The organism is Aliiroseovarius sp. PTFE2010, from assembly GCF_049943335.1.
Lineage (GTDB): Bacteria > Pseudomonadota > Alphaproteobacteria > Rhodobacterales > Rhodobacteraceae > JBNFVY01.
In genome coordinates this window covers 366066-381770 of record NZ_JBNFVY010000002.1, presented here as the reverse complement: position 1 = coordinate 381770, position 15705 = coordinate 366066, and the positions used below count along the sequence as shown (strand labels likewise).

The 15705-nt window shown below is 61.8% G+C and carries 12 protein-coding genes and 2 tRNA genes; 4 read left to right on the top strand and 10 right to left on the bottom strand.

Annotated elements, in window-relative coordinates; genetic code table 11:
- The first annotated feature begins 29 nt into the window (after positions 1–29).
- Both ACP2AV_RS05735 and ACP2AV_RS05730 read left to right on the top strand, forming a co-directional pair.
- Complete coding sequence (locus ACP2AV_RS05735) at positions 30–1379, top strand: sensor histidine kinase (RefSeq protein ID WP_426371725.1); 1350 nt, start codon at positions 30–32, stop codon at positions 1377–1379.
- A gap of 57 nt (positions 1380–1436) precedes the next feature.
- Positions 1437–1513 (top strand) — tRNA-Arg (locus ACP2AV_RS05730).
- A gap of 156 nt (positions 1514–1669) precedes the next feature.
- Here the strand turns inward: ACP2AV_RS05730 and ACP2AV_RS05725 are convergent.
- The 3 genes from ACP2AV_RS05725 to ACP2AV_RS05715 all read right to left on the bottom strand — a co-directional run bounded on the left by ACP2AV_RS05725 (position 1670) and on the right by ACP2AV_RS05715 (position 3306).
- Positions 1670–1984, bottom strand: coding sequence for a MarR family winged helix-turn-helix transcriptional regulator (locus ACP2AV_RS05725; protein ID WP_426371789.1), 315 nt, complete (start codon positions 1982–1984; stop codon positions 1670–1672).
- 842 nt (positions 1985–2826) lie between these two features.
- Positions 2827–2902 (bottom strand) — tRNA-Ala (locus ACP2AV_RS05720).
- 83 nt (positions 2903–2985) lie between these two features.
- On the bottom strand, positions 2986–3306 hold the full coding sequence (locus ACP2AV_RS05715; protein ID WP_426371724.1) for a TIGR02300 family protein: 321 nt from the start codon (positions 3304–3306) through the stop codon (positions 2986–2988).
- A gap of 195 nt (positions 3307–3501) precedes the next feature.
- Between ACP2AV_RS05715 and ACP2AV_RS05710 the strand changes: the two genes are divergently transcribed.
- Together ACP2AV_RS05710 and ACP2AV_RS05705 are read left to right on the top strand one after the other, a co-directional pair.
- Positions 3502–4191: a M48 family metallopeptidase gene (locus ACP2AV_RS05710; protein ID WP_426371723.1), complete on the top strand. Its 690-nt coding sequence runs from the start codon at positions 3502–3504 to the stop codon at positions 4189–4191.
- Between the two features lie 35 nt (positions 4192–4226).
- Positions 4227–4892 (top strand): GntR family transcriptional regulator, encoded by a 666-nt coding sequence (locus ACP2AV_RS05705; protein ID WP_426371722.1) that lies wholly within the window; start codon positions 4227–4229, stop codon positions 4890–4892.
- Between the two features lie 487 nt (positions 4893–5379).
- Here ACP2AV_RS05705 and lpdA read toward each other — a convergent pair whose 3' ends face one another.
- The 7 genes from lpdA to mdh form a co-directional block, all read right to left on the bottom strand.
- Positions 5380–6768, bottom strand: a complete 1389-nt coding sequence (lpdA, locus tag ACP2AV_RS05700; protein WP_426371721.1) for a dihydrolipoyl dehydrogenase — start codon at positions 6766–6768, stop codon at positions 5380–5382.
- Positions 6769–7041: 273 nt separating this feature from the next.
- Positions 7042–7437, bottom strand: coding sequence for an MAPEG family protein (locus tag ACP2AV_RS05695; RefSeq protein WP_426371720.1), 396 nt, complete (start codon positions 7435–7437; stop codon positions 7042–7044).
- A 281-nt stretch (positions 7438–7718) separates the two neighbouring features.
- On the bottom strand, positions 7719–9251 hold the full coding sequence (gene odhB / locus ACP2AV_RS05690) for a 2-oxoglutarate dehydrogenase complex dihydrolipoyllysine-residue succinyltransferase (RefSeq protein ID WP_426371719.1): 1533 nt from the start codon (positions 9249–9251) through the stop codon (positions 7719–7721).
- Positions 9252–9255: 4 nt separating this feature from the next.
- Positions 9256–12216 (bottom strand): 2-oxoglutarate dehydrogenase E1 component, encoded by a 2961-nt coding sequence (locus ACP2AV_RS05685; protein ID WP_426371718.1) that lies wholly within the window; start codon positions 12214–12216, stop codon positions 9256–9258.
- Between the two features lie 108 nt (positions 12217–12324).
- Positions 12325–13212: a succinate--CoA ligase subunit alpha gene (gene sucD, locus ACP2AV_RS05680; protein WP_426371717.1), complete on the bottom strand. Its 888-nt coding sequence runs from the start codon at positions 13210–13212 to the stop codon at positions 12325–12327.
- 4 nt (positions 13213–13216) lie between these two features.
- Entirely contained in the window at positions 13217–14410 is a 1194-nt protein-coding gene (gene sucC, locus ACP2AV_RS05675) for an ADP-forming succinate--CoA ligase subunit beta (RefSeq protein WP_426371716.1), read from the bottom strand.
- 229 nt (positions 14411–14639) lie between these two features.
- Positions 14640–15602 (bottom strand): malate dehydrogenase, encoded by a 963-nt coding sequence (mdh, locus tag ACP2AV_RS05670; RefSeq protein WP_426371715.1) that lies wholly within the window; start codon positions 15600–15602, stop codon positions 14640–14642.
- Positions 15603–15705: the final 103 nt, after the last annotated feature.

Sequence of the window (15705 nt, the reverse complement as noted above, 5' to 3'; positions counted from 1 at the left end):
GCTTCCTGATTTTGACGGCGGTGTTCGTCATGCTGGCCGAAGTGTTGATCTTCGTGCCATCCGTCGCCCGTTTTCGCGAAGACTACCTGCTGTCGGGTCTGGAACGGGCCCAGATTGCGTCGCTTTCGGTGGAAGCGGGCGACATGCTGGACGAAACGCTGGAACGTGAATTGCTGGAAACTGCCGGTGTCATGAATGTCGTTCTGCAACGCGACAATGCCCGCGTCCTTGTCCTGAGTACCCCGATCACCCAGAGCATTTCGGACACGTACGACCTGCGCAACGCCAGCCCGTTCACCCTGATCCGGGACGCATTGAAAACGCTGGTCACGCCGGACATGCAAATGATCCGCGTTATTGGCGAACCGGTCCGCGAAGCCGGCCCCCTGATCGAAGTTGTGATGGAGGCGAAACCGCTTCGCGATGCGATCATCGATTACGGTTTGCGGATTTTGGCGTTGTCATTGGTGATTTCGGTGTTTGCAGCGGTGTTGCTGTTCCTTGCGGCGCGCCGCCTGATCGTGCGGCCCATCAATGGCGTCATTGGCGCGATGACATCTTATGCCGAAGCGCCAGAAGATGCGCGGCGCATCATTGTACCATCTGCCAAGGTCACCGAATTGCGCGCGGCCGAAACAGCGCTGCATGACATGCAAACCCAGTTGAGCGCGTCTTTGAAACAAAAAGAACGCTTGGCCCAGTTGGGCAGTGCAGTGGCGAAGATCAGCCACGATTTGCGCAACATTCTCACGACGGCGCAACTTTTCGCGGATCGGATGGAAATGTCCAAGGATCCCGGGGTGCAACGGGCGGCGCCCAAGCTGGTGAATTCGATCTCACGCGCGGTGAACCTGTGCGAAACCACGCTGGCCTTCGGCAAAGCTGACGAGCCGCCGCCCAGCCTCTCGCGCCTGCGCCTGGCGGACCTGGTTGAGGATGTGTTCGAAGGCGAACGGCTTGCCGTGGGCGATTACGAGCTGTCCTTCGTGGCGGATGTTCCCGCTGGGCTATGGATCCGCGCAGACAGCGAACAATTGCACCGGATCCTGTCGAATCTGATCAGAAACGCGGCGCAGGCCATCATGAACAGCGGTGAGCGCGGTCAAATCACCGTCAGCGCCACCGAAGACGATGCCGCTTGGATTGTGAGCGTGCATGACACCGGCCCAGGTTTGCCGGACAAGGCGCGCGATCACCTGTTCAAGGCGTTTCAGGGCGGTGCGCGCAAGGGCGGCTTTGGTCTGGGGCTGGCCATCGCGGCGGACCTTGCGCGCGGTCATGGCGGCAAGCTCGATCTTGCCTACACGGGCGCAGACGGAACGCGGTTCAATCTGCATTTGCCCAAGCAGGTCGCGATGCTGGAAGACGCAGCACAATAAAATCGTCTGCCCCCCTTGCAAAGGGCCGCGCGTGGAAGTACATCCCCCTCACTCCGCGCGCTGGTAGCTCAGTTGGATAGAGTACTTGACTACGAATCAAGGGGTCGGGGGTTCGAATCCTCCCCAGCGCGCCATTTCCCATTTTGCAGAGCTTTGCCGTGATTTTCCGGGCAGTTGGATTGACCCGTCCTGATCCATTTTGAACACGCAAAGGTTGCGGCCGGGCCTTTCGGCGGGCGACCACTGCTCACCCAGTGTCGCGGACGGTGCGGCTGTTCGTCAGCGACAGATCATTTGCGCGTTTCAAGGTCGCGGATCAAACGCCAGAGCAGCGTGAACAGTTGTTCACGCTCGCCGTGGCTGAGCGCCGAGAGCAATTCATCCTGTTTGTCGCGGGTGGCTGCCGTCAACGCCTCAAGACGTGCTTCACCGTCAGCGGTCAGGTGCAGGGCGTTGAACCGAAGGTCATTTCCGGTCTTGCGCCGTTCGATCAAACCGCCTTTTTCAAGTTCACTCACGGCTTTCGTCAGAGCGGATTTTTTCAGAACGATTGCCTCGGCCAGTGCCTTTTGCGACATGCCGGGATTTGTCCCGATCAGATTCAGAATGGCAATTTCGCCGTTGACTGGCCGGAATTTGCCAAGAATCTCGGCGTGTTCGCGCCGCAGGTGGGTGCGCAGTGCACGTGTGACAAAAGCGAGATCTTTTTCATGTGCCCCAGTTCGATCCGGGCATCATTGGGCATCGTATCTTCCGGCAAATCGACAAGTCCTACAATCTGGTTGCAACGCCGATTCGAAGTATGTCGATGCGAACAGAGTGTCAAATGTACCAATGATCGCAGTGCGCAAAACACGCCTGCGCCGTCCCGATCAGCCCGGTGATCCGGGCGCGTGTGCCAGTCAGGCTATATGCGAACGACAGCAGCGGTTCGTCATCGACCCGCTGCGCGCGCCGCTTCGGCTTTGGCCCTTGACCCATATGCCGTGCCGCGATGCAGACGCTGAAGGAAGCTGTCGGGGTCGTCTTTCCGGAAATACGGGGCGTCCCGCGCCATTTCCCCGGCTTTCCTGATGAAGAGCTCCTCGACAAAGGTACCCAATAGGTAGATGTCGCGGCCAAGTTACTTGGCAGCATCGAAACCGCGGAGCAACCCACTGGCTTTTGCTGCGAGCTGCCGCCGCTCTGTATCTCTTCGCGGATGATTGCGCCGCCTCAGTCGGGGGAGCGTATGGAATTCGCGGCGGCTAAGTTCGGTGATCAGGCTGATCCTGCCCGCACCAGGGCCGCTCGTCACGACGAAGAAATGGTCGCGCATGGGCCCTCTTCGGGTTCGAAAAGGAAAGGGCTTCATGTCGATCAACACGCCCAAGGGCGCGGATCTGCGCGTCAGAGGTAAACCCTCTGACGAGAAAGGCAGAACTATCTGGCGCTATTCAACGGGGAATGGTGGAGCCTAGGGGAGTCGAACCCCTGACCTCTTGCATGCCATGCAAGCGCTCTCCCAACTGAGCTAAGGCCCCATCTGCGGTGGGCGTCTGCCGCCCGCCCGCGCGTCTTAGGGAAATGTCACAGGTGTTGCAAGCGCAAAATCCATGACTTTCGATCAGTCGTCGCTGTCGTCGGCAGGAACGTCCGCAAGGTCATCCAACGATACGTTGTCATCCTCGTCGTCATCCAACAGATCGTCACCCAGATCGACATCACTGGCATCATCGGCCAGCAGATCGTCGCCGTCTTCGATCAGGTTTTCTTCTTCTTCCGGCTTGGGCTTTTCCTTGGTGACCGCGACCCGTGACTTGTTGTTGGCGTCAAAAGTCACAACTTCGCCGGTATAAGGGCTGACGATCGGATCGCGTTTCAGATCGTAGAAACGTTTGCCGGTGGTCGGGCAAACACGTTTTACGCCCCATTCTTCTTTGGGCATCGGATACCTCTTTCGTCATCTCGAACTGAAGGATTGCCGCGCGGCATTGCCACAAGCGCGAAGGTAAGTCAAAGGCTTTCCGGACAACTGGCCGAACCAGACCGGCGGGGCTGGCAGGCGCGCGGGGTTTTGCGGTATCCTGTCTGCAATCAGATATGCGATCAGATAAGCGATCAGGATACAGGTCCCAGAGGCATGACACAGGCTATACTTCCGGGCGATCCCCCGATTCCCATCTTGCTGCGACGCTCTGGTCGCGCGCGCCGCATTTCGCTGCGTGTGTCACGCCTGGATGGGCGGGTGACATTATCGCTGCCGAACTGGACGCCCGAGACCGAAGCAATGGACTTTGCGCGCCAGAAAGAACCCTGGATTCGGCAAAACCTGGCGCAGCAGGCGCAAGCGCAAACGCCGGGCATTGGCGGCGTGATCCCCTTTCGCGGTATGGATGTGCCGATCATCGCAGGACGGGTGCGTTCGGCCAAACTGCAGGACGGTGCCATGATCGTCCCCCCACGCGATGCGATGGTGCCTGCCCGCGTCGCCGCGTTCTTGAAGCTGCAGGCGCGGGTGCATTTGACGGACGCGTCGGTCAGATACGCGCGCGCGCTTGGGGTGGATATCGGGCGGATCACCCTGCGCGATACACGATCGCGGTGGGGGTCCTGTTCGGCCGATGGCAACCTGATGTATTCGTGGCGCCTGATCATGGCCCCCGCCGAAGTGCTGGCCTATGTCGCGGCCCACGAGGTCGCGCATCGCGTTGAAATGAACCATTCAGCCGCGTTCTGGGATGTCGTCCAGAGCGTCTTTCCCGAACACGCTGCCACACGGACATGGCTGCGTACGGATGGGCACGCATTGCATCGCTGGAATTTCAAATGATTGACCAAGCGCCGTCAGGGCGCGCATAAGGGCCCATGCTGATCCAATCCCCCCGCACTGGCCTTGACGCCGCAGGCCCGCCACAGGTGGCCCACGACAGGGTCTATCGCGCGCTGCGCGGTCAGATCATGCACGGTGAACTGGTCCCCGGCAAAGCGCTGACCCTGCGCGGTATCGGCAAAGAATTCGACGTATCCATGACTCCGGCGCGCGAAGCGGTGCGCCGTCTGGTCGCCGAGGGGGCGTTGAAACTGTCGTCTTCGGGGCGCGTTTCCACGCCCGAGCTGTCGAATGAACGGATTGAGGAATTGGCCGCCCTGCGCGCCCTTCTGGAACCCGAACTGGCCGGTCGCGCCCTGCCACGCGCGCATATGGCGCTGATCGATCGGTTAGAGGCGGCAAACCGGCAAATCGCCGAAGTCGTCGCCAAGCAGGACGCGGTGGGCTATATCCGCGCGAACCTGGATTTTCACCGCACGCTGTACCTGCGCGCGCAGGCCCCGGCCATGCTTGCCATGGCAGAAACCGTCTGGCTGCAACTGGGTCCGACGATGCGAAAACTCTACGGACGGTTGCAGCGCACCGAAGTTCCCCAAAATCACCGCCTGATTGTCGCGGCGCTGCGCGCGGGCGACGAGCCGGGATTGCGCCTTGCGGTGCGCACGGATGTGACGCAGGGGCTGCGGATGCTTCTGGGCTGAATTCCGCCCGTGGTGCGTTTTGTGCCGCAATGCACTATTCGGACAGCCGCTGTCCCGTTTCAAACGCTGCGTTCGCCAGCGCGCGCCGAACGATGCCAACGATCGGGCATAAAACCGGACAGCTTTCCGTGCCTTTACCATGATGCGCCAGCAGCCCCGTGCGGTCGCGCCGCGCCCGGTTTCCCTGCATCAGGCGGATGAACAGAGCCGCGATTCGGATGACAAACCACCCACAGTATCGGCCCGCACAATAGGTCTGCGCCCCGCGCGGTTTCGCCGCTCGCGGCGCGGGGGCGAGGGGGTGACTTGCCATCGTTGCACCAAGCCAGCAGACGCTGCCATCGCGATGGGGTGTCCTTTCTGAACGCGGGGGCGGCAGGCGACCGGCGCCTGTGGCAGACCCCCTAACAGGCTGCTTTTCATGAAAAAACCCCCGCGCGCTGGGCACAGCGAACGGGGGTTTAGGCGGTTGTCCGAAGGTGTCGTGTCAGGCGTGGATTGCCCCGTCGCCGCAGGCCAGTGCCGCTTCGCGCACGGCTTCGGAATAGGTGGGGTGTGCGTGGCAGGTGCGCGCGATATCTTCGGCAGCGGCCCCGAATTCCATGGCCACGCAGATTTCGTGGATCAGCTCGCCGGCGGCGGGGCCAATGATGGCGGCGCCCAGAACGCGATCGGTTTGCGCGTCGGTGATGATCTTGACGAAGCCTTCGCCCTGGTGGACTGCCTTGGCGCGGGCGTTGCCCATGAAGAAGAATTTACCGACCTTGATCTTGCGCCCTTCGGATTTCAGCGCGGCTTCGGTGGCGCCGACGGTGGCAACCTCGGGCGTGGTATAGACCACACCGGGGATCACGCCGTAGTTCACATGGCCGTGCTGACCGGCCAGAATTTCGGCCACGGCGGTGCCTTCGTCTTCGGCCTTGTGGGCCAGCATCGGGCCTTCGATCACGTCGCCGATGGCGTATATGCCATTGATATTGGTCTGATAATCCTTGCCGACGGCGATTTGACCGCGCTCGGACATCTTGACACCCAGATCGGCCAGGCCAAGCCCGTCGGTAAAGGGTTTGCGCCCCGTAGCGACCAGAACCACATCGGCGTCCACGGTGTGTTCGCTGTCGTCTTTCTTGAGCTTGTAGGTCACCTTGGCCTTGGTTTTCGTGGCGTCGACTTTTTGCACCGCGGCGCCCAGAACGAATTCAAGCCCTTGACCTGTCAGGATTTTCTGGAAGGTACGCTGGACATCGGCGTCCATGCCGGGGGTGATGGTATCCATGTATTCCACCACTGTCACCTCGGCGCCCAATCGCTTGTAGGCGCTGCCCAGTTCCAGCCCGATCACGCCCGCGCCGATCACGACCATTTTCTTCGGCACCTTCGGCAGCTCCAGCGCGCCGGTCGAGGTCACGACAACCTTTTCGTCGATTTCAATGCCCGGCAGGGCGCTGGGTTCGGACCCCGACGCGATCACGATATTCTTGGCCTCGTGCAGGTCGTCGCCCACTTTGACCTTGCCCTTTTCGGGGATCGATGCCCAGCCTTTCAGCCAGTCTATCTTGTTCTTTTTCATAAGGAATTCGATGCCGCCGGTGTTCTGGCTGATCACGTCATCCTTGTAGGCCAGCATCTGTTTCCAATCGACGCTGGGCGATTTGCCCTTCAGGCCCATGGCGGCAAAATTGTGCTCGGCCTCGTGCAGCATATGGGTGGCATGCAGCAGCGCTTTGGACGGGATGCAGCCCACGTTCAGGCAGGTGCCGCCCAGCGTATCACGGCCTTCGACGATCGCAGTCTTCAGGCCCAGCTGCGCGCAGCGGATGGCGCTGACATAGCCGCCGGGGCCTGCGCCGATGATGATGACGTCATAGGATGCCATGGGTCACTCCTTGGGTATGGAAACGGGTAAAAATCCAGGTCTGCACAGCGTCTGCAAAACGTCTGCTAGGCGTCGGCAAACTGTCGGATCTGCGTCGGACACCTGTCGGGCCAAGTGTCGGACAAAGTGTCGGCTCATGTGTCGGACAAAGTGTCGGGCATGTTGTCGGGCATGTCGTTGGGCGCCGGGCCGGGTCGGGCCGGGGGGTGGGGCAAGGCCGCGCGCGGCGCTGGTGCGCCGGGCCCCCCGGGGTATCTTGACCCAGTCGGCGCATCAGACCAGCGCCGCGATATAGAGCCCGGCGCAGCAGATCAGGCAACCGATCCAGAACACGCTGCGCCACGGGGTCAGGCCAAGCATGTAGGCCGGGGTGTAAAGCACGCGCAACACGACATAGGCCCAGGACAGGACTGCGGTGATAGTGCTGGGCTGGCCCGAAACGGCGATGAGCAGGACGGCCCCGGCAAAGAGACCGAACATGGCGGCCGAATTGTCATAGGCGCGGCCAAGGCGGGCGGTGATGTTGCTGGGTTCGCGGCTGGGGGTGCCGTCGCGCGGGCCGAGCGCATAGTCCAGGTCAAGTTCGCGGTTCGCACGCACCGAGAAGAACAGGAAATAAATGATGTGGACAAGGCCGGCGAGGGCGAGGGCGGTAAGATCTGCGGTCATGCGTAGCTCCTGGAGGTCAACGGGGGGTGTGGGACCGGTATGTTCTGTCGTTCGCGATGGGGGTGGCGATGGCGGTAACAGGCACAACGGCGCTGCGCGGCAAATGATTAGTGCAAAATCCTGGCCCTGCAAGCGTGCGGATCATGCGCGCCTTTGCAACACCCGGCGAAACCCCGGGTCGGCGGCTTTGGACGGCCCCTGCGGCGCGGGCCGCGTCACGCCCCCCTGCGGGACGGGCGCGGCCCGCCGACATGGGTGCATGACGCGTGGCCGGCATTGGCTTACAGATCCATCAGCAGGCGCTGCGGGTCTTCCAGCGCTTCCTTGACGCGCACCAGGAAGGTGACGGCGCCTTTGCCGTCGACGATGCGGTGGTCATAGCTGAGCGCCAGATACATCATCGGGCGGATGACGATTTCGCCGTTAACGACCATGGGGCGGTCCTGGATCTTGTGCATGCCAAGGATGCCCGACTGCGGCGGGTTCAGGATCGGCGACGACATGAGCGATCCGTAGACGCCGCCGTTCGAAATGGTAAAGGTGCCGCCCTGCATTTCGGCCATCGACAGTTTGCCGTCGCGCGCGCGGCGGCCCTTGTCGGCGATGGCCTTTTCGATTTCGGCAAAGGACATCGCGTCAACGTCGCGGATCACCGGCACGACCAGACCCTGCGGGGTGCCTGCGGCGATGCCCATGTGCACGAAATTCTTGTAGACCACGTCGGTGCCGTCGATTTCGGCGTTCACCTCGGGGACTTCCTTGAGCGCATGCACGCACGCCTTGGTGAAGAACGACATAAAGCCCAGGCGCACGCCGTGTTTCTTTTCAAATTCGCCCTTGTAGGTGCTGCGCAGGTCCATGACCGCTTTCATGTCCACCTCGTTGAAGGTGGTGAGCATGGCGGCGGTGTTCTGCGCATCCTTGAGCCGGCGCGCGATGGTCTGGCGCAGGCGGGTCATCTTGACCCGTTCCTCGCGCGCGGCGTCGTCGGCCGATACCGGGGCGCGGGGCGCAGCCGCCGGGGCGGCAGGGGCAGGGGATGCGGCCGGTTTGCTGGCGGCCTTCATCACGTCTTCCTTCATGATCCGACCGTCACGGCCCGACCCTTGAACGGTGCTGGGATCGATGCCCTTTTCGGCCATCATCTTGTTGGCCGAGGGCGCGTTTTCCACGTCTTTGTTGCCCGCGGTTGCAGTGTCCGTGGCCCCGGCAGGCGCGGCGGTGGCGGGCGCGGCGGCGGGGGCCGAAGCGGCCGCGCCGTCGCCCGAACTGATCACCGCCAGCTTGGCGTCGGCTTGCACGGTTTCGCCTTCGGCGGCGATGATTTCGCTGAGCGTGCCGCTGGCGGGGGCGGGCACTTCGACCGACACCTTGTCAGTTTCCAGCTCGCACAGCATTTCGTCCTGCGCGACGGTGTCGCCCACCGCCTTGAACCAGGTGCTGACGGTGGCTTCGGTGACGCTTTCGCCCAGCGTGGGCACCATGACGTCGATCTGCGCGGCGTCCTGGCTGGCGCTTTGCGCGGGGGCCTGTTTGGCGGTTTCGGCAGGTTTGGGCGCGGCTTTGCCCCCTTCGCCCGCTTCGGTCAGCGTGGCCAGCAGCGCATCGACGCCCACGGTTTCGCCTTCGGCGACGACGATTTCCCCCAGCACGCCGGCGGCGGGCGATGGCACTTCGACGGTCACCTTGTCGGTTTCCAGTTCGCACAGCATTTCGTCGACGGCCACGGTATCGCCGGGTTGCTTGAACCAGGTGGCGACGGTGGCTTCGGTGACGCTTTCACCCAGGGTGGGGACACGGACTTCAACAGACATTTCGTTATCCTTCGATGGTCAGCGCATCATTCACGAGCGCGGCTTGTTGGGCTTTGTGCTGGCTGGCCAGACCGGTTGCGGGCGACGCCGACGGCGCGCGTCCGGCGTAGCGGGGGCGGGTGTGCTTGGATTTGATCCGCGTCAGAACCCATTCGATGTTGGGTTCGACAAAGCTCCAGCCGCCCTGGTTCTTGGGTTCTTCCTGGCACCAGACAACCTGGGATTTCTTGAACCTTTCCAGTTCTTTGACAAGGCTGAGCGCGGGGAAAGGATAGAACTGTTCCAGGCGCAGGATGTAGACATCGTCAATGCCGCGCGCGTCGCGTTCTTCGAGCAGGTCGTAGTAAACCTTGCCCGAGCAGATCACGACCTGGCGGATATCGGCGTCTTCCTTCAGCTTGGTGGGCGAGCGGCCGGTGCCATTGTCGCGGTCCGCATCGTCCCACAGCACGCGGTGAAAGGACGACCCTTCGGTGAAATCCTTCAGATCGCTGACCGCCAGCTTGTGGCGCAGCAGGGATTTCGGCGTCATCATCACCAGCGGCTTGCGATAGGACCGGTGCAGCTGGCGGCGCAGGATGTGGAAATAGTTCGCCGGGGTGGTGCAGTTGGCAACGATCCAGTTGTCTTCGGCGCTCATCTGCAGGAACCGCTCAAGGCGCGCCGACGAATGTTCCGGCCCCTGGCCTTCGAACCCGTGCGGCAGCAGCATCACCAGACCCGACATGCGCAGCCACTTGCGTTCGCCCGAGCTGATGAACTGGTCGAACATGATCTGCGCGCCGTTGGCGAAATCGCCGAACTGCGCTTCCCACAACACCAGCGCGTTGGGTTCCGACAGCGAATAGCCGTATTCGAACCCCAGAACCGCGTATTCCGACAGCATCGAATCGATGACCTCGTAGCGGGCCTGACCCTCGCGGATGTTGTTGAGCGGGTAATAGCGTTCTTCGGTGGACTGGTTGACAAAGGCGCTGTGGCGCTGGCTGAACGTGCCGCGCGTGCTGTCCTGACCGGCCAGACGCACCGGGTAGCCTTCCAGCTGCAATGACCCAAAGGCCAGGGCTTCACCCGTGGCCCAGTCAATCCCGGTGCCGGATGTGAACATTTCTTTCTTGGCCGCAAGCTGGCGCACCACCGTCTTGTGGATGTCAAAACCATCGGGCACGCGGGTCAGCGCGTCGGCGATTTCGCGGATGGTGGTTTCCTTTACCGCCGTCTGGCCGCGCTGGTATTCTTCGCCTTCGCGGTTCAGATGGCTCCAACGGCCATCCAGCCAGTCGGCCTTGTTGGGCTTGAATTCCTTGCCAGCTTCGAATTCGTCGTTCAGGCGGCTTTGAAAGGCGGCCTTCATGTCTTCGATTTCGCCCTCGGGGATCAGCCCGTCGGCCACCAGACGTTCGGTATAAAGCTGCAGCGTGGTCTTGTGCCGCTTGATGTTCTTGTACATCTGCGGGTTGGTGAACATCGGCTCGTCGCCTTCGTTGTGACCAAAGCGGCGATAGCAGAAAATGTCGATGACCACGTCTTTGTGGAATTTCTGGCGAAATTCGGTGGCCACCTTGGCAGCGTGCACCACCGCTTCGGGATCGTCCCCGTTCACGTGGAAGATCGGCGCTTCGACCATCAGCGCGATGTCAGTCGGATAGGGCGAGGTGCGGCTGAAATGCGGCGCGGTGGTAAAGCCGATCTGGTTGTTCACCACGATATGAATGGTGCCGCCGGTGCGGTGGCCGCGAATGCCCGACAACTGGAAACATTCCGCAACGACGCCCTGGCCGGCAAAGGCCGCATCGCCATGCAGCAGGATCGGGATGACCGTGGTGCGATCGGGATCGTTCGCCTGATCGGTCTTGGCGCGCGCCTTGCCCAGCACGACGGGGTTCACCGCCTCAAGGTGGCTGGGGTTCGCGGTCAGCGACAGGTGGACGGTGTGATCGTCAAAGGTGCGGTCGGATGACGCCCCCAGGTGGTATTTCACATCGCCTGAGCCATCGACATCTTCGGGCTTGAAGCTGCCGCCCTGGAATTCGTTGAAAATGGCGCGGTAGGGCTTTCCCATCACATTGGCCAGAACCGACAGGCGCCCGCGGTGGGGCATGCCGATGACGATTTCCTTGACGCCCAGGTTGCCGCCCCGCTTGATGATCTGTTCCATCGCCGGGATCAGCGCTTCGCCGCCATCAAGGCCAAAGCGTTTGGTGCCCATGTACTTGACGTGCAAGAACTTTTCAAAGCCTTCCGCTTCGACCAGCTTGTTCAGGATGGCGCGCCGGCCTTCGCGGGTGAACTTGATTTCCTTGCCATAGCCTTCGATCCGCTCTTTGAGCCAGCCGGCCTCTTCGGGGTTGGAAATATGCATGTATTGCAGCGCGAACGTGCCACAATAGGTGCGCTTCACGATATCCATGATCTGGCGCATCGTGGCGACCTGAAGGCCCAGAACCTGGTCGATAAAGATCGGCCGGTCCATGTCGCTATCGGTGAACCCGTAGGACTTGGGGTCCAGTTCGGGGTGGGGTTCCTGGCTGCGCATGCCCAGCGGATCCAGATCGGCAATCAGGTGGCCCCGGATGCGGTAGGCGCGGATGATCATCAACGCGCGGATACTGTCCAGAACGGCGCGTTTGACCTGGTCGTCGGTCACTTCGACGCCCTTTTCAGCGGCCTTTTTCTTGATCTTGTCGGCTGCGACAGCCGGTTCGGCCCATTGGCCATCAAGCGCCTGGGTCAGATCATCGCTGGGAACGGGGGGCCAGTCGGTGCGCGCCCAGCTGGGGCCCGCGGCCTCGGCCTTGACGTCGGTTTCCGCATCCCCGAGCTGGGCAAAGAATTCGGCCCAGGCCGCATCGACCGCGCCCGGATCATTGGCCCATCGGGCATAAAGCTGGTCGAGGTATTCCGCGTTGTGCCCCTGCATGAAGCTCGAGGCGTGGAAAGCGTCGTTTGGGCTCTGGTCGTTCATGGCTCTGACCTGATCTGTTGGGGCACGGCCCCGGATGAGGGTTGACCCGCGCCCCTGTCAAACGGGGCGCGGGTTGGTGCTTTGGTGCCGCGCGCAGGCGGCGGGCGATCAGCCCTTGGCGATCGCGTCTTTCACGGCCTCGCCCAGCGTGGCGGGGCTGTCGGCCACCACGATGCCGGCCGACTTCATGGCTTCGATCTTGCTTTCCGCGTCGCCCTTGCCACCGGCAACGATGGCGCCAGCGTGGCCCATGCGGCGACCCGGAGGCGCGGTGCGCCCGGCGATGAACCCGGCGATCGGCTTCCAGCGGCCTTTTTTCTTCTGCTCGGCGATGAATTCGGCGGCTTCTTCTTCGGCCGTTCCACCGATTTCGCCGATCATGATGATCGACTGGGTTTCGTCATCATCCAGGAACATGTCGAGCACGTCGATATGTTCGGTGCCCTTGATCGGATCGCCGCCGATGCCGACAGCCGACGACTGGCCAAGGCCCATGTCGGTGGTCTGTTTCACGGCCTCATAGGTCAGCGTCCCCGAGCGCGAGACAACCCCAACGCTGCCGCGCTTGTGGATGTGGCCCGGCATGATGCCGATCTTGCAGGCGTCGGGCGTGATGACACCGGGGCAGTTCGGCCCGATGAGACGCGAGGTGCTGTCCACCAGGGCGCGCTTGACCTTCATCATGTCGAGCACCGGGATGCCTTCGGTGATGCAGACGATCAGTTCCATTTCCGCGTCGATCGCTTCCAGGATCGAATCCGCGGCGAAGGGGGGCGGCACATAGATGACGCTGGCGTTGGCTTCGGTCTTGGCCTTGGCTTCGTGCACGCTGTTGAACACCGGCAGGTTCAGATGGTCCTGCCCGCCTTTGCCGGGGGTGACGCCGCCGACCATCTGCGTGCCGTAGGCAATCGCCTGTTCACTGTGAAATGTGCCCTGCGAGCCGGTGAAGCCCTGACAGATCACCTTGGTATGTTTGTCTACGAGGACTGCCATCTGCTCAGCCTTTCACTTCTTTGACGATCTTCTGCGCACCATCCTTCAGGTCGTCCGCAGCGATCACGTTCAGGCCGGAGTTGTTGATGATCTCCTTGCCTTTTTCCACGTTCGTGCCTTCCAGGCGCACGACCAGCGGCACCTGCAGGCCCACTTCCTTGACGGCCGCAACAACGCCTTCGGCGATGACGTCACAGCGCATGATGCCGCCGAAGATGTTGACCAGGATGCCTTTGACGTTTTCGTCGCTGGTGATGATCTTGAACGCTTCGGTGACCTTTTCCTTGGTCGCGCCGCCGCCCACATCAAGGAAGTTGGCCGGTTCCGCGCCATAAAGCTTGATGATGTCCATGGTGGCCATCGCCAGGCCCGCACCGTTGACCATACAGCCGATTTCGCCATCCAGCGCGATGTAGTTCAGATCGTATTTGCTGGCCGCCAGTTCCTTGGGGTCTTCTTCGGTTTCGTCGCGCAGGGCGGCGATACCGGCGTGGCGGTAGACCGCGTTGCCGTCAAAACCGACCTTGGCGTCCAGCACCTTGAGATTGCCATCGGGCATGACGATCAGCGGGTTGATTTCCAGCTGCTCCATGTCTTTTTCGATGAACGCCGTGTAGAGCTTGTTCAACAGACCGACCATCTGCTTGACCTGTCCGCCTTCCAGGCCCAGGGCAAAGGCCACGCGGCGGCCATGGAAGGGCTGGTAGCCGGTGGCAGGATCAACGCTGAAGGACAGGATCTTGTCCGGCGTGCTTTCGGCCACCTCTTCGATGTCCATGCCGCCTTCGGTCGAACAGACGATCGACACGCGGCTGGTCTGACGGTCAATCAGCAGGGCCAGGTACAGTTCGCGATCGATGTCGCTGCCGTCTTCGATATAGATGCGGTTGACCTGCTTGCCGGCGGGGCCGGTCTGATGCGTGACCAACGTGCGGCCCAGCATCTGCTTGGCCATCTGTTCGGCTTCTTCGACCGACTTGGCCAGGCGCACACCGCCCTTGTCGCCAGCGTCGGATTCCTTGAAACTGCCCTTGCCGCGGCCACCGGCGTGGATCTGCGCCTTGACGACCCAGAGCGGGCCATCCAGTTCGCCCGCGGCGGTTTTCGCTTCGTCTGCTTTCAGCACGACACGTCCGTCCGACACGGGACACCCGTAGTCGCGCAGGATCGCTTTCGCCTGATACTCATGAATGTTCATGAATCTTGTCCCTCTTAGTGCGGTTCATTTTCCGCTATGACACACACCAGAAGGATGAAGAAACGGTTTTTCGCTAACATTGCGCGGTTTGGGTGGAATTCCGTGGTTTTGTGATCACACGCTAATTCTGTGTGATCACAAAAATCAAAGATCGCCGCATTTACCGGGAATCATGAACGAAAAACGGCCGGGAATGCCCCGGCCGTCTGTGGTAATGTCGTGGTTGGGATCAGCCCAGGTTGCTGTCGATGCCCTTGCAGGCTTCGACCAGGCCTTTGACCGCGTCGACCGACTTGTCGAACATCTCTTGCTCTTCCTTGTTGAGCTTGATGCCGACGATCCGTTCGATCCCGCCAGCGCCGATCACCGTGGGCACGCCAACATACATGCCCTTGACGCCCAGTTCGCCGTCGCAATAGGCGGCGCAGGGCAGAACCCGCTTTTGGTCTTTCAGGTATGCTTCGGCCATTTCGATGGCGCTGGTGGCGGGCGCATAAAAGGCGCTGCCGGTTTTCAGCAGGCCAACGATTTCAGCGCCGCCGTCACGGGTGCGCTGCACGATCGCGTCCAGCTTGTCTTGCGTGGTCCAGCCCATGTCGACCAGATCGGGCAGGGGAACGCCGCCGACGGTGGAATAGCGCACCGACGGCACCATCGTGTCGCCGTGGCCGCCCAGAACAAAGGCGGTGACATCTTTCATCGACACGTTGAATTCCACCGACAGGAAATGGCGGAACCGCGCGCTGTCCAGAACGCCGGCCATACCGACGACCTTTTCCGGCGGCAGACCGGAATACTGTTGCAGCGCCCAGACCATCGCGTCGAGCGGATTGGTGATGCAGATCACGAATGCGTCGGGGGCGTGCGCCTTGAGGCCTTCGCCGACCGATTTCATGACCTTGAGGTTGATGCCCAGCAGGTCATCGCGGCTCATGCCCGGCTTGCGGGGCACGCCGGCGGTGACGATGCACACGTCTGCGCCTGCGATATCGGCGTAGTCGTTGGTGCCGACCATGGTGGCGTCAAAGCCTTCCGAGGGGCCCGATTCCGCGATGTCGAGCGCTTTGCCCTGCGGGGTGCCTTCCGCAATGTCGAACAGGACGACATCGCCCAGTTCCTTGAGCGCAGCAAGATGGGCGAGCGTGCCGCCGATCTGACCTGCGCCGATGAGGGCAATCTTGGGTCTGGCCATGAAATTCTCTCCGGACAGTTTTACGTTGCCGCGATGCCTAGCGTTCTGCGGGTGCACACGCAAGGGTGGCGCGTGGGGCGGGCGGGGCTTGCGGGGGGTGGCG